The organism is Natronobacterium texcoconense, from assembly GCF_900104065.1.
Taxonomy (GTDB): domain Archaea; phylum Halobacteriota; class Halobacteria; order Halobacteriales; family Natrialbaceae; genus Natronobacterium; species Natronobacterium texcoconense.
The window spans coordinates 886,662-907,502 of the sequence record NZ_FNLC01000002.1 but is presented as its reverse complement, the minus strand read 5'-3'; the positions used below and the strand labels follow the sequence as shown (position 1 = coordinate 907,502).

Below are 20,841 nucleotides of genomic sequence, written 5' to 3'. Positions count from 1 at the left end.
CCTTTTCATCCACCAGGGACTACGATGTCGGTATTGCTACTTGAGGCCGAACGAGCGCAGCAAACACTCCTTTTTCCTATTTCCATCGTACAGCGTCCTCAACGGCGGACGGTTCCTCAATCAGTTTCTGGAGCTACATCCTCGAGATCGGGATGCCCGTAGTGCGATCGGTACTCCTGGTCCACATCGTCGAGGGTTCGTGCGTCCCGGAAGGTATCACGGATACACTGCCACTGTTTGTGGCGTGAAAGGACTTGAACGGGGACTGCATCGATACCAGCAGTTTTTGCCACAGCAAGTCGGTGAGCCCCACGATACCGATGGATCAGGGTTCCGTCCCGACCGATACAGACCCCGATCTCGTTCATCGATGGGATCGGGGCATCCATATTCTTCACTCGAGTCCTTTTTGGTGCAGTCTCTTCCAATTCGGATTGCGTTTGATATCCATTGTCGACAATATTTTCGTAGAGCGTCTCGAGATCGCCGAAGTATTGCTGTAACTCTGACTGTGAATGGCCCGCTCGAGTCGATTTTCCGTCTACTATTTTGGCCCGAAGCTTTCGGTAGTATTCGGTCTCTTCCCAGTCCTTCCCGTCGTTAAACCGTTTGTCAAAAGCTTTGTAGACAGTGTTGTGCGAAATCTCGTCTAAATCCTGATCCCAGTTGCCGTCGTACACGCGTCCAAAACGGCGAAGATAGTGGTTACGTCCAGAAATTTCGTACTGGATGCAAGTGGGGCTTATCCACAGTAATTTGAACGGGTTAGCATCGGTGTACTGTCCAGGAAAGATCTCGTGACCGATACTGACGTACGATCTAATAATCGATGTTGTACCTGGAATCGATCCGATTATTTTGTATCTTGCTTCACCACTGCTAACAAAACTCAGAGCACCGTTTATCAATCCAGAAACTCCATCTGATTTGATTTGATCAATCGCCCGCGATAACAACCCATTCATAACAATCACTATCAGTTATGCTTCTGAGGAGACTTCGTTCTCGACTAATAATTCGGTTGCTGGATGCTCTATAAGCGTTAGAAGCTGCGTTGTGCCACCATTGGACGTCTCGACGTCGTTCCAGGACAGCCCCGGTACTGACTGAATTCTCTCCTTGTGTCCAGCTATTCGCTGTTCTCTGTCCATGTACTCGTTTCGAACGATATCTTTGTCCGGCCAGGGACCATGCGTCCGATGATCGTCGGGTTCGGACGAGAACAGTAGCCGTCTGACACCGCTCCAGTGTCGCCACACGTATCGAACTGGGAAGCTTCGGTCGAGTGGCGTCCGAGTTCCTGCTCGAGGGATGCTTGCCAGCTCTGGTGACAGCTTCGCTATCGCCTTGTTTACGATCTCTCCGCGGAGACGGTATTTGAGTGGTATTTTCGTCTGGAGTGTTACCAGTCGTCGGTCGAGGAACGGGTTTCGGTATGGGTGGGTATGAACGTATGCATAGTGACAGAACGCAGACCAGGCGTTGGTCAACGGATAGACGTAGTTGTACAGAAGCATGTCTTCGACACTGTTGTATTCGATGTCCCCAAGCATTGCGCCGGAATTCTCGATACGACACGCATTCGCAAGAATTTCTTCCACGGATCTGTCGACGGGAACTCGCTCTGGATTACCCGAGCGGAACGTCCCATTATACGTCGGACCGAAAATATAGTCTTCTTTATCGGACAGGATTTCTACGACTTCTTCCTCCGTACTCGCATCTTTATAGATTGGAATCTCGGCTGCTTCGCCGGTTCCAGGTATCCTGAACTCGTACTGTGGGATTTTGTTTCGCCCATACAACACGTCGGATAGATGGCCGGAAAAGGTTACGTCGACCGCCTCACATAACCTATCTTCGAAACCGATGACGTGACCTTCAGTGTATACTCCGCTGAAGTTCGAATATTGGAGGCCAGTATCGAGAATGGACGGGTAGTGATCCGGTTCCCGTTTCAGCAGTACGAATTCGTTCCCCGACGTGTCTGCGACCTGCTTTGCGACCTGGGCCTCCTCGTTCATCCAGTCGTTCATGTGAAGGCCGGTGATGGGCCTTTCAGAACTCGCCACGAACAACCTCGAGTCGCTTCCACCACTGAGAAATACGCCGTACTCACCGTCTTCGCGCATTCGATCCTCGAGGGCGGCAGAAAACAGTTCGGCGAACTCGTCAACGTAGTCTTCGAGCGGTTTCGAGGTGGAATTGTACGTCGGTTCCCAGTAGGTCTCGGTTCGAAGCTTTTCGCCGGTTTGTGCGTCGAACTGAACAATTGAGGCTGGCGGGACCTGCCACACGTCTTCGAAAACAGTTCTCGTTCCGAACACTCGCCTGAAGTGCATGTACTCTGCGACCCGGTCGCCGGAAAATCCCCTGGAAAACGGAGCCAGAGGTGTGATCGAACTCGAGAAGGCGATTCCATCACTGCTACTGATATAGTAAAGCGGCCGACTCGATAGGTGATCTGTGAAGAGAGTCAGGGTATTTTGGTCCGCATGGTACATAACTCCGCAAAATTCGCCGTTTAGGATTTCTGGAAATTCTTCTCCAAAGTCATTGTAGAGGGTCCCACAGTATGTGGCGTTTGAGTCGTCCGGGGCGAACGATGCTTTCGACAAATAGGTATCTGGCGACTCGTGGCCATAGATGTCGCCCCACAGCCAGATGAGTGTGTTATCGTCGGTTCGAACTGGTTGTTCTTCTGCTAGGAATTTGTGGAAGGCAGTATGGACTGTAATATCTCCTTCTGAAAACGTTTCTTTCACATTACCTGTTTGGACAGGAAGGAGTGTGGTATCGATGTCACGGTGTATTGAGCCTGTTGCTCCACAGATCCCTACCATCTTTCTCTACTGCTTTCGTTGGACGAATAAGCTTGTTGATTAAGCAAACTTTCGCTACTATCTTCCAAGACAGGGCAAAATAGGAATCGTACCATGCCATTCTTTCTCCTTTCGCTGACTGGATTACTCTTCGAGACCTGCTTTGGTAAGACACTGTTCTAGTCGCTCGAGATTGACGACGATGTCACCAAACTTGGTCGGATTGTGCGTATACTGATAGTCGTGACCGAGTAGTTCGGCTAATCGGTAGAACGTCGTCTTTTTGGAATCTCCGAATAGTTCAATGATTGAGCTAAACTCGGAATAGACTATGTTTGCGAGTCCGGCACCATGTGGAGCTATGATAACCTCAGCGTTTGCGAACAGCGCTATCTGGTCCGAGACAGACAACTCCTCGAGGACGTATCGGTCGAATCCCCGGGAACGAAGCAGATCGGCGACTTCGCGTTCGTTTTTTACCCGCCGCCTCGTTGCATTTCGTCTGGAAATATAGATCCGATTATTAGCCGTGTCGTTGGCAATAGTCGGGTAATCGACAGCGTCGTGCATTTGATCTCGGACCCACTCACATTCCGCCACCGTTGGGCCGGGATGCGTTGGAACAACCAGTTGATCGACGGTGCAGTGATCCTCTAGCGGGTGGAGACGGTCGTCATCGATACCGAGTAACTCGAGTGACTCAAGCATCCACGAGGAGGGATTCTCTGGAATAATGATGGTCGGCTTTACCCCTGTTTTGTTTTGATGTCGTTCGACCCCTGCGAGTCGTGGGAGACATTCTATCGTCCAGTGGTAGTAGTTTCCCCAGAGTGGAAGAAGTGGTGTAGCGACCGGCAGTGATTCGAGTGAATCCGGATATTGTCCAGAAATGAAGTTGTCGACTTCACGGTATCCATGATCGGAGACGCTTTTGGACAATGCTTTTCCGACTCTAGAAGACGGTGACGTACTCTTAGCAATCGTCTCCGGTAGTACGCCTTGCTCACACAGGGTAAGACCAAAAGGATGGAGAAGTCTGCAATCACGGATCTCTATTACGATTGGAGAGACGGGTGAATGCGTTTCGACCTGATCGAAAGAGCGTGTTTTCGAAATCCGTGTCTTGGGAGGGATTGGATCGGGAACTGCTGCTCGCTGATCGTCATCAAAAACCTCCCAGATCGTATCCACCGGCTGTGAAAGTTCTGGTAGGTCGTCGTACACGATCGGTTTCATCCCGTTTTTCTCGAGAATTTGGTATCTGAGAACGGATCTAACCGGTTTAGATTCGAAGAATGAATATTTGCCCTCCTTCAAGAATGACCGTACACCATCCTGCTTGTACTTTCGTAGCGCCCGCTGTAGGAGTCCAATTGCAGACATAATCACTTCCAAATGCTATCCATTATTATCATTTATGTTTCCTCAGTCTTTAATCTCTCTGGTTAAGACAAAGATACTCGACCTGGTGAATTTCACCTATAAGTTCCGACACGAGATGTTAGTCTGTTTTTACGTTTTGAAAGTATTTCTCTCCAACCAGAGTTCATTCTTCCAGTAGGGAATTCCTGGGAACACCATAATATAATTGACAGAACAGTGCTGGCCGAAGGACTATATAATGTCATCCAGGTTTTGTTTGTAGGTTAGATTGGGATTCAGTAACTACCTCAGGGTGGACGACGTGGATACGTGCAAAGATGTGATCGAGGTCGAGTAGCTTTGCTAGCACAAGTCGGTGTATCCCCTCTGAATTTCGTATAAACTGTCCGTTTCGGCCGACGTTAACTGCAAGCTCGTCGAGCGCACTTCGTTTGTCCGGCACGACGTATCCGCTTTCTTGCAGCGAGTAGTATAACTCGTCGAGATACTCACAGCGCTCGTGAAATTCATCGAGAGTATATTCATGGTATCGCTCAGAGAGGTTTGGGTGGTCTATTTCGTACCGTTCAGGGTGTAGAATCGTCTCTTCCCAGTCTTTTCCTTCTACGAAGTGTTCTCGAAGACCAGTAAACAGCGGTACCTTTTCGATCGGTGTAATCTTTTGATCCCACTCTCCCGAAATAATTCTGCCTGGACTATACTTGTAAAATCGTCCTCTGTGTTCGGCCAGAGGATGATTGACGGGGAGTGTTTGAACGTACGAAACCCTCGATGGTTTGATTTTGATGTACCGGTAGGGGCTGATCGGTGTGTACTTGTCCGGACGAAGTCGTGCTTTCGTGGCATGGGCCAATTCGAGGACTCGTTGTTGGCCTAATTCGTCGATTTTCCGTCTCGGAAGCCCCCACCCTTTAACCCAGAAGAGGCGCCCTCGTTTACAGAGATTCATTTATCTACCCAATAGCGATAGTGCCAATAATCTTTTTTATCATTATCCGGTTTTCAGTCTCTCTTCCCTATCGATGGATCAGAGGTGAAAATCACGGTTTATTTTATACATGCAGTCTGTCCAACCGGCTATGGAACTTTCGTCGATCATCTCACAGATAGCCGAAACCCAACTCGAGGCCGTCCGAAGTGATGGTTCGGTTCCCTCGGGACACAATGGTCTGTATCGAGACGACGAAACCCCGGTCAGAAACTCGTCTCACTGGCTTCTCACGTTTTCGCTTCTCTATGAGTCGACTGGCGATCGGCGGTTCCAGGAAGCAGCAAAACGAGTAAGCGAATATTTGAATACCTCCGACGCGCGGCCGGGCGAGCATACCTTTTTTCATAGAAAAGTGACGGACAAGGACAGATGTAACGGCCTCATTGGACAGGCCTGGACAATTGAGGGCCTCGCCGTGGCTGCTCACGTGTTAGGTGACTCGGCGCTCGGTGATCTCGCCAAAGATGTGTTTTTGTTGCATTCGCAGGATCGCCGGACAGGTCTCTGGAAGCGAGTGGAAGTTGACGGCCAAACGTTACCTTTCGATGCGACGTTCAACCACCAGCTCTGGTTCGGGGCTGCCGGTGCAATCCTCGCGGATCTTCCCTGGACCAGCGAACGAGTCGACGACCGCGTTCGCCGATTCCTCGACGAACTCGAGACCAATCTCCGCCTTTACCCCTCTGGATTGATCTTTCATCCGCTCAAGCCCGACTCGACGAGACGACGCTTGCACCTCGTCCGTGCCGACGAACGAGGACGTATCGGCCTGACGTTTCTGACGAGCAGCGTCCCGCTGCCGTCCCGACGGCGACAACTCGAGTGGAAGGCGATCGGCTACCACGCGTTCAACCTCTATGCGTTCGCGTTGCTCAAACGACAGTATCCGGACCACGAATTTTGGGAGACAGAGAAGTGGCAGCGTGCACTCGAGTACGTCAGGACCGACGAGTACCGCGAGAACGTCTGGCAAAACGAATACGGGTCGCCATACAATCCGGTCGGGTTCGAGGTTCCGTTCGCGATGGAGGTGTTCGATATCGGGACGCTCGAGGAGCGCCGGCATTGGATCACGAAACAGTTCGAGCGTCACTACAATCCAGAAACGAACCGCCTGGATAGGAATACTGAAGATCCCGAGACGCTGACGGCGAGGATCTATCAGGCAACACGGTTGGAAAACATCTCGCTTCCAGAGTTCGAACCCCAATGACGACCGAACGAAGCTCAGCAGTCTCGATCGTCGTTCCCGTCTACAACGATCCCGACGGTATCACAACGACTCTCGAGTCGCTGCTCACTCAAACCATCGACGACTACCGGATCGTCGTCGTCGACAACGATTCCACCGACCGAACCCCAGCGGTCGTGCGCAGTTACGACGACGACCGGATCACGCTCTGCCACGAATCCGAGATCCAGTCTTCCTACGCTGCCCGCAACACCGGCATCCGCAACACCTCGAGCGACCTCCTTGCGTTCGTCGACGCGGACATGACCGTCCCAGAGGACTGGCTCGAGTCGGTTCTCGAGACAGTTCACGCCACGGACGCCGACTACGTGGGCTGTAACGTCGAACTCACGCTTTCCGACGAACCCACGCTCGCGGCCCGGTACGATCACCACACCGGGTTTCCCGTCCAACAGTATCTCGAGCGCCAGCAGTTCGCCCCGACTTGCTGTCTGTTCGTTCGTCGCGAGGTCTTCGAGGACGTGGGAGTGTTCGATCATCGCCTCGAGTCCGGCGGCGACAAGGAGTTTGGTAACCGGGTTCACGAGGCAGGGTACGGCCTTCACTACGCCAGCGACGTCACGATGTTCCACCCGACACGTAACTCGATCGCCGAACTCGTGAAGAAGGATCGCCGCGTCGGCCGTGGTCTCTGTCAGCTCCAGCGCCACCATCCCGATCGGTACGGTACGCCCGGAATTCCACCGCGTCCGAGCGGGATCAAACGTCCCGACCGGGACCTCCCCCGAAAAGATCGACTCGCCTTCGGTGTACTCTCGCGGTTTCTCACCGGCGTTCGCGGATTCGGGTACTATCAGGAGTACGCCACCGGCGAGCGCCACGACGGTCTCGAGGGCGGACTTCCGGAACTCGAGTAAGAAGCAGTCAGGTTTCGACTGGCGCGTCGCGTTCGGTAACCAGCTCCGACTGGTCGACACTGATCAGCCCGTAAAGATAGCCGAACCCGACTGCCGCGGTGAAGACGAAGATCGTCACGAGCTGTTTCGCCTTCGCCGCCGACGGCCGCCGCAGGAGCTTCCACAGTCGATCCGGAACGAACTCGAGTAACAACTGTTTCAGATATTCGTTTTTGTCGCCCGACGCTTCCGGTAACAGCAAGTCCATGATCCGCTTCGAGTAGCCCTGCCAGAACGATCGACTCACGAGCCACTGGAAGTCGCCTCTGTAGTCGAAGAGTTTGTGATGGACGACGGCGTCGGTGTTGTAGATCACGCCCTTGCCGTACTGGTTGTTGATCCGGATGCAGACGGGTGCCTCGTGAGCCTGGATGTGACGGTCGCCCTTGCGACCCGTGTTCTCGTCGTAGCCGCCGACGTTCAGGAAGACGTCGCGCCGGTAGGAGATGTTCGAGCCGTAGGTGTTTCGCAACTCCTCCATGTGCTCGCCGAAGCCGCGTTCGTCACAGCCGACGAGCCAGTAGAACTCCTCGGGAAAGAAGTCCGGCTTCTCGGTCACCCAGTCGGGGGCGACATGGCCGCCGACCGCGATCGCGTCGGTCTCCTCGTACACTCGTGCGAGTTCTTCTACCCAGTCCGGTTCGGCGACGGCGTCGTCGTCGATGAACGCCACGACGTCGCCGGTCGCGATCTCGGCACCTCGAGTCCGACTGTACGAGATACCCTGGTTCTCGTCGTTGCAGTGGAGGACGACGTCCTCGAGGTCGCCGTAATCGTCCTGGACTCGCTCGAACACGTCCTCGTTGCCGTCGACGACGAGGACGACCTCGAGTGACTCGTAGGTCTGTGCGAGGACGCTGTCGACACACTCCGAGAAGACGTCGTACCGATCCATCGCGTACGTGCACACGACGACGGAAATCTTCATTGACCGATCGATTACCGGGATCGGCGAATAAGCCTTTTCGTTCGCCGCTCACGCTGTGTTCGCCGTAGGGTCCCCCTGAAAGAGCCAAATGTCAACGATGGAACACCGTAGACATATGACAAGGCTTATTCTTGGCTTGGGTCTGTTGCAACCTGATGAGTACCGAGACCGAACGCGTCGAGGAGGACACGGAGACGTCCTTCCTCGAGACGTGGGAAGACTGGTATCACATCCCCGTTATCGGGGCCGTGATGCTGTTTATGTTCTGGGTGCGAACCCAGTCGTACGACAGGTTCGTTACCGAGGATGGAACGCCCGCTCTAGCTGGAGTCGACTCGTGGTACCACTGGCGTACTGTCCAGTGGACCGCCGAAAACTACCCGTACACGATGCCCTACGAGGTCTGGACGAGTTTCCCGACGGGCCGATACGTCGGCCAGTTCGGGACCCTGTTCGACCAGATCATCGTGACGGTCGCGATGATCGTCGGTCTCGGCGATCCGTCGACCGAGACGCTGTATATGGTCTCGCTGTTCGCTGTCCCGGCGATGGCTGCCCTCGTCGCGATCCCCGTCTTCTACATCGGACGGCGGCTCGGCGGGACGATCGGCGGAATCGTTTCGGTCGTTATCCTCGCGCTCGTGCCTGGACAGTTCCTCACGCGGACGACGGCAGGTCAGCTGCAACACCACGTCGCCGAAGTTCTGTTCATGGCGATCGCCGTGCTCGCGATGATGGTCGCGCTTCGCGTCGCCGAACGTGACCAGCCGATCTACGAACTCGTGGTCGACCGCGACTGGGAGACGCTCCGGGAGCCAACGATCTACAGCGTTCTCGCCGGGGTTTCCCTCGCTCTCTACATCTGGGTCTGGCCGCCCGGTATCGTCCTGATCGGTATCCTTGCAGTGTTCTTTACCGTCCAGCTCTGTCTCGACTACGTCCGGAACGTGTCGCCGGACCACGTCGCGTACGTCGGAGCCGTGAGTCTCGGCGTGACGGCCCTCATCACGGCGCTTCTCATCGAGGAGCCAGGAACCAGCGTGACGAGTTTCGGCTATCTGCAGCCCGTCAGTGCGGCCCTCGTCGCAACCGGCTGTGTGTTCATGGCCTGGTTCGCGCGCCAGTGGAATACGTACGACGTCGATCGTCGATACTACCCTGCAGCGATCGGCGCGCTGATCCTCGGCGCGTTCGCTGCCATGGCAGTCGTCCTTCCCGACTTCTACAGTACGTTCGTCGGGAATCTCACGAGTCGACTGCTCCCGCTCGATCCAGGGACTGGTGCACAGACTATTTCGGAGGCCCAGCCACCGGATAACTTCGGCGCACACGTCTTCCAGGAGTTCGGTGCGACCTTCTACACGATGCTGGCCGGCCTCGCCCTGCTCGTTGCCCGTCCCTTCTTCGGACGTGAGTATCGCACCGAGCATACGCTCATCATCGTTTGGTCGCTGTTCCTGGTGAGTATGGCGGCGACCCAGATCCGGTTTGCGTACTATCTCGCGCTGGGTGTGGCGGTCGTCAACGCGGTCTTCGTCGCGGATGTCGTTCGATTCTTTGACTTCGACTTCGACGTCAGTGGCGGCATCGACTCCCTGCGGCAGGTCGAAACGTACCAGATTATCGTCCTGGTAATGGTCGTCCTGTTGTTGTTCGCACCACTCCTGCCGCCGGTCGCTGCCTCGGGTGCAACTGCGATGGACCGTGGCGCGGCGGCAGAGCCCCATCACGAGGCCATGTCCTGGGAAGACTCGAACAACTGGCTCCAGGAGAATACCCCCGAACCCGGTAACTGGGGTGACGCGGAGTACGCCGACGAGCTCGAGCTCTACGGCACCTACGACCATCCCGAGGACGGGAACTATGACTATCCCGAAGGTACCTACGGCGTCATCTCCTGGTGGGACTACGGCCACCTGATCACGACCCAGGCCGAACGGATTCCACACTCGAACCCGTTCCAGTCCGGAGCGACGTCGTCCTCGGCGTTCCTGACCGCCGAGGACGAAGAACGGTCCGAACTGATCCTCGACGCGATCGCCGAAGGCGAATCGCCGAGTAACGAGTCCAACGAGGAACTCGAGGCGATGATCGGTGACGGCGACTCCGGCGAGGAGATCCGGTACGTGATGGTCGACGATTCGATGGTCGGTGGCAAATTCAATGCGATCGCCACGTGGACCGATCCCGGACCGGACCACTACACCACGCCGCCGGACTTCGAGCCGACAGACCAGATTCCGCGTGACGAGGTCCCACAGCAACTCGACGGTATGCCGTACTACAACACGACCGTCGCACAGCTGTACTTCGACGACGCGTCGGGCATGGAGAACTACCGGCTCGTCCACGAGAGCGACGACCAGACGTTGTTCGTCAGTTACGCGATCGTCAACGCGGAGACCGGCAACGTTCTGGTCGACGACGGCACCCCGCAGGTGGTCCTCAACCAGGACTTCGCACAGGCACAGTCGAGTTTCAACTTCTACGACCGGCATCCGCAACTCGACTACGAGATCTTCGACGACCGGATCGGCTCCGAGGTGAAGACCTACGAGCGCGTCGAAGGCGCGACGCTAACTGGATCGATCGACGATCCGAACGTTACCGACGACGCGACGGTCACCGCCACTGCCGAACTCGATACCGGCGTCGACCGCGACGAGACCGAAGACGCGGTCTACGAGCAGGAAGTCGAACTCGAGGCCGACGGCAGCTTCGAACTGACGGTGCCGTACGCGACCAACGACGAACTCGGCGTCGAGGACGGCTACACCGACAGTGCCGTCGAGACGATCGACGACTACGAGATCGTCGTCGAGTCGGCAGGCGAAACGTACGAGACACAGCAGGAGGTCCCCGAGACGGCAGTTGTCGAAGGTGAGACGCTCGAAGTCGACTTCGGAGAGCTCGACGGCGAAAACTGACGGTTCACCGCGGTGGTAGGCTCGGTCGAACCGATATTTGGTCTTTTTTTGTTGCGGGTTTCAGTCGATCGTAGCACTGCTTTCTCCGACGACAACGATCGTCAGATCGCCTGGTCTATGACGGGCCTGCGGTCAGACGGACTACTGTGGGTCATTTCTACCGCAACCGCGACCCGTCCTGCGGTTGTGCCGGTAAATCAGCACAGCAGTCCGTTTCAGCTTGGAGGGCCCTGAGCTTTCGAAGCGGTAGCATCCAATGATTGCCTTTTCAAGAAGGTTATTTCATTTATATATTTTGGCCATTCACTTTCAATATAGTATTCTGGATTACAGGACTCCATAGAGGATATTTCGAACAATATACTATTAATTAGACTCTCAGAAGCACCTTCTGAACAGAAAGCTTATTATGGGATGATTATATTCTCCGAACACCCCTGCCCGAAAGGCCGAGTTGGCTAGCGAGAAGGCGTCGGACGTGCCGATAACGGTCCCCTCCAGTGAATCGCCCGTTAACCGATCAACGCGAACGAAATACAACAATACATGACAAGCGACCCATCATATCGCGAAAAGGGACGTGCAGTGTTCCTTGCAGCGATCATGATCGTCTCTGTCTTCGCGATGTCCGCAGCGTTTGCGGGCACCGCGGTGGCAGAGGACCCCGAAGGAGAAACGCTCGACCAAGCATACGACGCTGCTGGCCCAACGTGGACGGACGGTGACGTCGAGACCGTCTACATCGGCCAGGAAATCACGATCGAAGACGAGAGCCTCGCCAGTGAAAGCTCCGTCATCCTGTACGAAGGCCCCGCCTCGCTCGACGATCCGGAGCGAGCAGCCTCGATCCAGATCCACCACGATCAGGAAGAGGACCGACACTGGGGCGAGTTCGAAACTGCCGACCTCGAGCCGGGCGAAGCGTACCACTTCGTCGCTGGCGACTCGGAGTTCGACGAGAAGGAGTTCTGGACGGCTGAAGAAGAACTCGACGTCGAGTTCGAGGTCAACACCGTCACTCAGGACGACACCGTCGACCTGGAGTTCGACTCCGAGCGCGACGTCCAGCACCTCAACGTCACCAGTGAGGAGTTCGACGGTGGCGAACTCGACGATCTGTTCAACTACACGGACGAGTGGCAGAACGACTACACTGACGACGTCCTGACGCTCGAGAACGTCTCGGCGGGCGAAGACATCGAGGTTGACTTCGACGACATCGAACCCGGTGACTACGAGTTCGAGTTCGAGACGACTGACTCGCTCGCGTGGGACAACGCCACGATCGAGGTTGTCGACGACGACGCATCCGTCGACTTCGCCGACGACATCGGTGGCGAGCGCGGTGACGTGATCGACATCACGCTCGACCTCGAGCACGTCCAGACCGGTGCCGTCCAGATTGGTGACTTCGACGAGGACAACTTCCAGGCTGCCGCCCACTTCGACGTCGACGACTACAGCGCAGACGAGATCACGCTGCGGTTCGACACGTACGCGCCGAACGACGGCGAGGACTCCTGGTCCGTCCACCCCGACGACGCAGACGAATACGACGCCGAGATCCTCGAGGGCTACACGGCCATCAACTTCGAAGAGGGTGAGCCGCTTGGCGTCCACGACTACGAGATTATCGCCGGTACGTCGTACGACGAAGGCGACGCTGAAACGCACGCAGGTGTCGAGGAAGACTCCGAGACCGACACGTCGTTCTTCAGCGTCTTCGAACCGGAACCGGTCAGTAACGTCGACTTCGAGATCGCTCCGGCCGGGACCGACCTCGGCGACTACGACGAGTACGACGAGGCGTACATGACGTCTTCGTCCGAAGTCGCCTACCACGACGAGCTCGTGGTCACCATCGAGGACTTCGGTCTCTCCGGTGCCGTCGACGGCATGACCACCGACGACGTCGGCGAGATGCTCGAAGAAGCGGGTATGGAGATCACCGTCGAAGAGCAAGACCCTGGTCCGAACGTCGATCCGAAGGTCTGGTCGACTGCAGCCGAGGGTGACGAGGCGATCGACGTGAGCGCCGTCTACACCGACCTCGAGTACTACGACGGCGACCTCGTCGCGACCCTCGACTACACCGAGGCCGACGAGTTCGACGTCGGTGGCTACGACCTGACGCTCGAGATCAGCGAGGACAGCATGTTCGCGGACGACGAGGACGAAGAGATCGAAATCGAATCTAGCTTCGAAGTCGTCGAACCCGAACTCGACCTCCACCCCGACAACGATGAGATTCCGAACAGCGACGAGGCTGAAGTGATCGGTACGACTACCGTCGCGCCTGGTAGCGATATCAGCACGGGTGCGTCCTCCGCTGGTAACTTCACCGACGGTGCTGACGCAGTCGTCGACGACGACCGTACCTTCACGGCCGTCTACGACTTCAGCGACTACGAAGCTGGTATCGAGTTCGACCTCGAGGCCGAGCACGACGACAGTTCGGAGTTCGGTGAGTTCGCAGGTGACCTCGAGGACGACATGAGTTCCGTTCTCGTCGATGCCGAGGACCCGCTGATCAACCTCAACGCTGACGCACCTGATGAAGTCGAGCCCGGTGAGGACGCTGCGCTCGACGTGACCGTCAGCAACGACGGCGGTGCTGCCGACGACGTCGATGTCGTCGTCACGCTCGACGGTGAGGAGCTCACGGACGAGACGATCACCCTCGACGCCGGTGACACCTGGAGCGAGAGCTTCGACTTCGACACCGCCGAGGAAGGCGACATCGACTGGGACGTCACTGCCGGAGACGAATCCGACAGCGGTACCCTGACCGTCGCCGAAGAAGAGGAAGAGCCGGAACCGGAACCGGAACCGGAAGACGATGACGACGACGATGACGGTGACGAAGACGGAACGCCCGGCTTCGGTGTCGCTGTCGCTGTCGTCGCCCTGCTCGCAGCCGCGATGCTGGCGCTGCGCCGACAGGACTAACTAACTAACTAACTGAACACCGCGTTCAGTTTCCGCCGCATTTCGCTTTTCTTTCGACGCTCGTTGTCCCCGGTAGCGACGGCACCGGTTGTCGTAATCGATCGTTGTGTTCTGAGAACTCGAGTTCGAGACCGATAGCACTGCTATTTGTTTGTGGCGTGATACCAAAAACCGCTACGGTTCTGACGTATCTGTTTTCAGTCTATATTCGGCGTACTATGTCTCATAGAGGCTCGTAACGACTAATTACGCGAGAGAAAACGTACATTGAAACCGTCCTTTTCTCTGACCTATCAGACAGAAAGCTTATTACGGGGTAGTATCTTGCATCGAACACCCCTACCCGGAAGGCTGTGTCGGGACGCGACGATGTGCAGGTCGTGCCGATAACGGTCGCTTCCGATCTGATCGCGCGATAACCAACCTAAGCGAACGAAAACACAACACATACACAACACATGACAAGCGAACCTTCATATCGCGAAAAGGGACGTGCAGTGTTCCTGGCAGCGATTATGATCGTCTCTGTCGTTGCGATGTCCGCAGCATTTGCGGGCAGCGCGGCAGCGACGCCAGACGGAAACGTTGTAATTGACGATATCGACGCGCCGGCGACGGTTGATGTCGATGACCAAGGTACTGTTACGGTAGAAATCGATAACACTGAAGACGCCGCGCACGATGTCTACGCGCATATCGAGATCGGCGGTGAAACCGTCGAGGCAGACGACGGAGTAGAGTACGACGGCTCTGGCGCGGCAGAAGTCGCCCTCGCTGCGGAAGGTGACGACTCGATCACCTACACTGACGTCATCGACGAGGACTCTCCAGGTGACGTCAACATCGACGTCGAACTTTGGGAAACCGCCGGTGACGATGGGTCTGACTTCGACACTGACTCCGAAACTGTCACCGTCGAAGACCCTGACGCATTCGACGAAGAGCAGGCATACGACGATGCTGGACCGGTCTGGATCGATGAAGCTGGCGACAACGCGTACATCGGACAGGAAATCACCATCATGTCCGAAGAGTTCGCAGATGACGAAGGACCTGACAATGATGACGTGAGTGCTGTCATCCTCTACGAAGGGCCGGCAAGCCTCTCTGGAGACGACCGCACCCACGAAGCATCGATCGAAATTCAGGAAGATGATGACCATCCCCACCCATACGGTACGTTCGAAACTGACGAACTCGAGCCAGGCGAAGCGTACCACTTCCACGTAGACGAGGACGAAGACACGTACGACTTCCACGGCGATGAGTTCTGGACTGCCGAGGAAGACCTCGCTGTTGACTTCGGCGTCAACACCGTCCCACAGGATGACGACGCCGACATCGAGTTCGCGACCGACCGTGACGACATGTTCGTCAACGTCACCAGCGAAGACTTCGATGGTGACGATCTCGAAGAGTACGTCATCGACGAAGGTGACTTCACCAACGTTGAGGCCTACGATGACGACGCCCTGACGCTCGAGGGTGTCGACGATGGTGACGCACTCGAACTCGAATTCGAAGACGTCGAACCTGACGTCTACGAATTCGAATTCGAGAGCACCGACTCGCTCGCATGGGACAACGCCACGATCGAAGTCACCGACGAGGACACCGCTGTCCACTTCGGTGAGGACCCGATCGGCCAGCAGGGTGACATGGTCGAGATCGTGATCGAACCCGACCACACCGAAACAGGTGTGGTTCAGGTTGGTGACTACGACGAAGAGAACTACCAGTCGACCGTCGAGTTCGACATCGACACCCCTGACGCCGACGAAATCGGACTCCTGTTCGACACGAACGATCCACACGACCCGTGGACCAAACCTGAGGAGTACCAAGACGAGTACGACCTCACAATCGAGAACGACCCCGAAGACGACACCTTCGTCGGCTGGGAAGAGGACGACGATAACTACGTCCTCGGTATCTACGACTACGAGATGACCGCCGGCACCGAGTACGAAGAAGATGCTGACGATACCCCTGATGGGTACGTTGGTGCCGTCGACAGCGAACACGAAACCGACACCACGTTCCTCTCCGTGACCGAGCCCGAAACGATCTCGGACATGGTGCTCGAACGTGCGCCGCACGACACCGGCTTCGACGACGCCGAGGACCTCGAGGAAGCCTACGAGGACGACCTCCTGACGGACGGTACGGAAGCCGCCTACGGTGACGAACTCGTCCTGACCCTCGAAGACTTCGGCATGTCCGGTCTCATCGAAGGCTCCGCCGACAGCGAAGATGTCTTCGAGGACACCGCCGGCATTAACATCACCATCGAAGAAGAAGACCCTGGTCCGAACCAGGACGCAGCATGGTGGACGACCTACGAGGGCGTTGAAAACCTCGACGATTACGAAGCCAGCGCAGACGAAGGTGACGTCGAGGGCATCGAACTGTCCAACGTCATCAGCGACATCGAGGAATACGATGACGACCTCGTGCTCGTGATCGATTACGACGACTACGACATGCCCGGCGACCGCAGCAGCGAAACCAGCGGTCTCGACTACGGTGAATACGATCTCACCTTCGAGGCAACTGACGACAGCATCTTCGTCGACGACGACGAGGACGCCATCGAATTCGAAACGAACTTCGAGCTCGAGGAGCCTGAAGTTGACCTGCTCCCCGAGAACGATGAAGTGCCAAACTCCGATAGTGCCGAAGTGACTGGCATCACCAACGTCGCGCCCGGTAACGACATCGACACCGACGCGAACTCGCCTGGTAACTTCACGGACGCCGCAGACGCTGTCGTCCAGGATGACGGCACCTTCACGGCTGTCTACGACTTCAGCGAGTACGACGCTGGCACGCCGTTCGAAATCGAAGCTGAAACCGACGAAAACGCCTACGACGACCACGAAGGCGACAACGGCGACGACATGGACTCCATCCTTGTCGACGCTGGCGACCCGCTGATCAGTCTCAACGCTGACGCACCCGGTGAAGTCGAGCCTGGCGACGCTGCCGCGCTCGACGTGACCGTTAGCAACGACGGCGGCGCGTCCGACGACGTCGACATCACCGTCACGATCGACGGTGAGGACGAAGAGGACACGACCGTCACCCTCGACGCTGACGGAGACACCTGGAGCGAGAGCTTCGACTTCGACACCGCCGAGGAAGGCGACATCAACTGGGACGTCACTGCCGGAGACAACTCCGACAGCGGCACCCTGACCGTCGCCGAAGAAGAGGAAGTCGTCGACGATGACGACGACGAAACTGACGACGACGAAACTGACGACGACGAAGACGGAACGCCCGGCTTCGGAGTCGCTGTCGCCGTCGTCGCCCTGCTCGCAGCCGCGATGCTGGCGCTGCGCCGACAGGACTAACTAACTGACTGAACACTGCGTTCAGTTTCCGCCGCATTTCGCTTTTCTTTCGACGCACGTTACACCCCGTAGCTGCAGCACTGATTTTGGTGACCGGTATCCGGATGGCCGTGCTCGGCCGTACGAACCGAACCGAGAAGCGGGCGTAGATGGTCGACGATCGGTATCGGCCGTCGAACACCGTTGGTGTGAACTCTTTTGATCGAGTCCTCTCGAGAATAGTTCTTGACTGTCTCCAGCCACCCCAAACAACCGTTAGACTATTATGTCTATTCTCTATCAAGGTAATAGGCCACTATAATCCAGTAATATGCCATTAGAACAACCACAAATTCTGACCTGTTAAACGGAAAGCTTATTACTCATTACTTTCATCTCTCACAGTACCCCTACCCGGAAGGCCGAGCTGGTCGGTGAGACACGTCGTAAACGCCGATAATGGCCGCCTCCCGATGAATCGAATCCAGACCAACCAACGAAGACGAAATTACGAGACAATATACATGCAAAACGAACCATCATATCGCGAAAAGGGACGTGCAGTGTTCCTGGCAGCGATTATGATCGTCTCTGTCGTCGCGATGTCCGCAGCGTTCGCGGGCAGTGCGGTGGCATACGATCAGAGTAACTACTCCGTTGACATCGATGACGATACCATCGATGAAGACGCAACTGAGGACCGTACGATTACGGTATCGAACGAGGAAGTAGACCCTGCAGACGAAGTTGACGTCACGATCACTGTCGACGGAGCTACTTCGGTCGATGAATCGGTGACGATTGACCACGAAGACTCCGAGACGTGGAACGTCGAGTTCGACGCCTCCGGAATGACTGACAGCGACACGATCGAGTGGTCGGTCGCCCTTGACGACGGTGAAGGCAGCACCTGGGAGTCGGGTGTACAGACTGTCACCGTCGAAGAGCCTGAATCCGGCGAGGAAGAATCCGGAGTCGGCCACCTCTACAGTGACGATGGCCCAACCTGGGAAGACGAAAATGACGTCAGTACCGTCTACATCGGGCAGGAAATCACGCTCGAGGACGCTGCCTTTGGCGACACCGTGAGTGCCGTCATTCTCTACGAAGGCCCCGAGTCGCTCGACAACCCCGACCACGAGACGTCGATCGAAGCAACTGACGGGACTGCCGTGTTCGACACGTCCGACCTCGAAACGGGCGAAGCGTACCACTTCGACGCTGATGGCTCCCACTTCGACGGTGAGGAGTTCTGGACCGCTGAGGAAGAACTCGACGTCGACTTCAGTGTCAACACCGTCCCACAGGACGACGGCACTGAGATCGAAGTCAACAGCGACCGCGACTACCAGCACCTCAACATCACCAGCGAGGACTTCGACGCTGGCGACCTCGATGACTACATCGACTACGGCGAGACTGGAACGGACCAGCTGGTCGACAGCGATAACGAAATCCTGACGCTTACGGACGTTGCAGACGGTGCCGAGTTCGAAATCGAGTTCGAAGACGTCGACCCGGGTGTCTACGAGTTCGAGTTCGAAACCACTGACTCGCTCGCGTGGGACAACGCGACGATCGAAGTCACCGACGAAGACACCGCTGTCAACTTCGCCGAAGACCCCGTTGGCGAGCGCGGTGACATGATCGAAATCGTCCTCGAGCCCGAACACACCGAAGAGGGTGCGATTCAGGTCGGCGATATCGACGAGGAGAACTATCAGGCATCTACTGGATTCAGTCTCGATACGCCGAACGCAGACGAGATCGTGATCCTGTTCGACACGAACGATCCAGCGGACCCATGGAACGTTCCTGAAGAGTACGAAGACGAGTACGACCTTACGCTGGTAGACGACCAGGCTGACGTCGGCTGGGTCGACGACCCAGAAGCTGAAGACAACCTCGTGCTCGGTGTCTACGACTACGAGATGACCGCCGGTACCGAGCACGACGACGGAGCCAACGCCGTCGCGGAAGACTCGGAAACTGACACGACGTTCCTCTCCGTGACCGAACCCGAGACGATCTCGGACGTCGTGCTCGAGCGAGCGCCGGCCGACACTAACTTCAACAACGCCGACGACCTGGCCGAGGCGCAGGAGGACGACCTCCTCTCGTCCGGTGACATCGTCGCCGATGGAGACGAACTCATCCTGACGCTCGAGGACTTCGGCATGTCCGGTGCCGTCGACGGGGCCAGCGATGCCCACGACGTCTTCGAGCACGCCGGTATGAACATCACGCTCGAGGAACAGGACCCCGGTCCGAACGTCGCACCGCAGGTCTGGACGACCCACGACGATTATGGGACCCTCGACGATTACGACGGTCAACTCGTGACGTCCACCGTGATTAGCGACTTCAACGAGTACGACGGAGACCTCGTGCTCGTTATCGATTACGATGCCACCGACCTCGAGTACGGTGAGTACGAGCTCATCTTCGAGGCGAACGAAAACAGCATCTTCGTCGACGATGCCGATGACACGATCGAGTTCGAGACGAGCTTCGAACTCGAGGAGCCCGAACTCGATCTCCACCCGAACAACGCCGAGATCCCCAACAGCGACTCGGCTGAAGTGACCGGCATGACCAACATCGCACCCGGTAACGACGTCGACACCGGTGCGAACTCGCCCGGTAACTTCACCGCCGCCGCAGACGCTGTCGTCCAGAACGACGGTACCTTCACGGCCGTCTACGACTTCAGCGAGTACGAGGCCGGCACGCCGTTCGAACTGGACGCTGAAGCCGACGAAAATGCCTACACCACGCGCGGCGACGCTCAGGACGACATGGACGCCGTCCTCGTTGACGCTGAGGACCCGCTGATCAACCTCAACGCTGACGCACCCGGTGAAGTCGAGCCTGGCGACGCTGCCGCGCTCGACGTGACCGTCAGCAACGACGGTGGCTCCGGTGACGACGTCGACATCACCGTTACGATCGACGGTGAGGACGTCGAGGACACCACGGTCACCCTCGACGCTGGTGAGGAGTGGAGCGAGAGCTTCGACTTCGACACCGCCGAGGAAGGCGACATCAACTGGGACGTCACTGCCGGAGACAACTCCGACAGCGGCACCCTGACCGTCGCTGAAGAAGAGGAAGTCGTCGACGACGATGACGACGACACCACGGACGACGACGATGACGATGACGACGACGAAGACGGAACGCCCGGCTTCGGAGTCGCTGTCGCTGTCGTCGCCCTGCTCGCAGCCGCGATGCTGGCGCTGCGCCGACAGGACTAACTAACTAACTGAACACCGCGTTCAGTTTCCGCCGCATTTCGCTTTTCTTTCGACGCACGTTACACCCCGTAGCTGCAGCACTCTCGTCCGAGTAGCTGGTA

11 protein-coding genes are annotated in these 20,841 nt (G+C 56.7%); 6 read left to right on the top strand and 5 right to left on the bottom strand.

The genetic code is table 11. From position 1 onward, the window contains the following. Positions 1–116: 116 nt before the first annotated feature. The 4 genes from BLR35_RS11785 to BLR35_RS20300 all read right to left on the bottom strand — a co-directional run bounded on the left by BLR35_RS11785 (position 117) and on the right by BLR35_RS20300 (position 5,154). A complete protein-coding gene (locus tag BLR35_RS11785) occupies positions 117–680 on the bottom strand; it encodes a hypothetical protein (protein WP_090381997.1) in 564 nt (187 codons plus the stop codon). Positions 681–980: 300 nt separating this feature from the next. Continuing rightward, the gene (locus tag BLR35_RS11780) at positions 981–2,843 is read right to left on the bottom strand and encodes an asparagine synthase-related protein (RefSeq protein WP_090381995.1); all 1,863 of its coding nucleotides are present in this window, start codon (positions 2,841–2,843) and stop codon (positions 981–983) included. 123 nt (positions 2,844–2,966) lie between these two features. Further along, positions 2,967–4,205 (bottom strand): glycosyltransferase family 61 protein, encoded by a 1,239-nt coding sequence (locus BLR35_RS11775; protein WP_090381992.1) that lies wholly within the window; start codon positions 4,203–4,205, stop codon positions 2,967–2,969. Between the two features lie 241 nt (positions 4,206–4,446). Then, the gene (locus tag BLR35_RS20300; protein WP_139169283.1) at positions 4,447–5,154 is read right to left on the bottom strand and encodes a hypothetical protein; all 708 of its coding nucleotides are present in this window, start codon (positions 5,152–5,154) and stop codon (positions 4,447–4,449) included. Positions 5,155–5,710: 556 nt separating this feature from the next. Between BLR35_RS20300 and BLR35_RS11770 the strand changes: the two genes are divergently transcribed. Next, positions 5,711–6,409: a hypothetical protein gene (locus BLR35_RS11770; protein WP_090381990.1), complete on the top strand. Its 699-nt coding sequence runs from the start codon at positions 5,711–5,713 to the stop codon at positions 6,407–6,409. Next, positions 6,406–7,305 carry a glycosyltransferase family 2 protein gene (locus BLR35_RS11765; RefSeq protein WP_090381989.1) on the top strand — a complete coding sequence of 300 codons (900 nt, stop codon included), beginning with the start codon at positions 6,406–6,408 and terminating at the stop codon, positions 7,303–7,305. The genes BLR35_RS11770 and BLR35_RS11765 overlap by 4 nt, the downstream gene beginning before the upstream one ends. A 7-nt stretch (positions 7,306–7,312) precedes the next feature. Here the strand turns inward: BLR35_RS11765 and aglG are convergent, their stop codons facing one another. After that, complete coding sequence (gene aglG, locus BLR35_RS11760) at positions 7,313–8,272, bottom strand: glucosyl-dolichyl phosphate glucuronosyltransferase (RefSeq protein WP_090381986.1); 960 nt, start codon at positions 8,270–8,272, stop codon at positions 7,313–7,315. 155 nt (positions 8,273–8,427) lie between these two features. On the opposite strand from aglG, the gene BLR35_RS11755 reads away from it, so the two are divergent. The 4 genes from BLR35_RS11755 (at position 8,428) to BLR35_RS11740 (ending at position 20,740) form a co-directional block, all read left to right on the top strand. After that, the gene (locus BLR35_RS11755; RefSeq protein WP_090381983.1) at positions 8,428–11,199 is read left to right on the top strand and encodes an oligosaccharyl transferase, archaeosortase A system-associated; all 2,772 of its coding nucleotides are present in this window, start codon (positions 8,428–8,430) and stop codon (positions 11,197–11,199) included. 585 nt (positions 11,200–11,784) lie between these two features. Then, a complete protein-coding gene (locus tag BLR35_RS11750; protein ID WP_244510235.1) occupies positions 11,785–14,148 on the top strand; it encodes a BGTF surface domain-containing protein in 2,364 nt (787 codons plus the stop codon). A gap of 458 nt (positions 14,149–14,606) precedes the next feature. After that, positions 14,607–17,504 carry a BGTF surface domain-containing protein gene (locus BLR35_RS11745; protein WP_090381978.1) on the top strand — a complete coding sequence of 966 codons (2,898 nt, stop codon included), beginning with the start codon at positions 14,607–14,609 and terminating at the stop codon, positions 17,502–17,504. A gap of 503 nt (positions 17,505–18,007) precedes the next feature. After that, the gene (locus BLR35_RS11740; protein WP_090381975.1) at positions 18,008–20,740 is read left to right on the top strand and encodes a BGTF surface domain-containing protein; all 2,733 of its coding nucleotides are present in this window, start codon (positions 18,008–18,010) and stop codon (positions 20,738–20,740) included. Positions 20,741–20,841 lie beyond the last annotated feature (101 nt).

Excerpts from the sequence above, each read along its gene's own strand:
- BLR35_RS20300 (WP_139169283.1), bottom strand. The coding sequence starts at position 5,154 with ATGAATCTCTGTAAACGAGGGCGCCTCTTCTGGGTTAAAGGGTGGGGG.
- aglG (WP_090381986.1), bottom strand. The coding sequence starts at position 8,272 with ATGAAGATTTCCGTCGTCGTGTGCACGTACGCGATGGATCGGTACGAC.
- BLR35_RS11780 (WP_090381995.1), bottom strand. The coding sequence starts at position 2,843 with ATGGTAGGGATCTGTGGAGCAACAGGCTCAATACACCGTGACATCGAT.
- BLR35_RS11740 (WP_090381975.1), top strand. The coding sequence starts at position 18,008 with ATGCAAAACGAACCATCATATCGCGAAAAGGGACGTGCAGTGTTCCTG.
- BLR35_RS11765 (WP_090381989.1), top strand. The coding sequence starts at position 6,406 with ATGACGACCGAACGAAGCTCAGCAGTCTCGATCGTCGTTCCCGTCTAC.
- BLR35_RS11775 (WP_090381992.1), bottom strand. The coding sequence starts at position 4,205 with ATGTCTGCAATTGGACTCCTACAGCGGGCGCTACGAAAGTACAAGCAG.
- BLR35_RS11755 (WP_090381983.1), top strand. The coding sequence starts at position 8,428 with ATGAGTACCGAGACCGAACGCGTCGAGGAGGACACGGAGACGTCCTTC.
- BLR35_RS11745 (WP_090381978.1), top strand. The coding sequence starts at position 14,607 with ATGACAAGCGAACCTTCATATCGCGAAAAGGGACGTGCAGTGTTCCTG.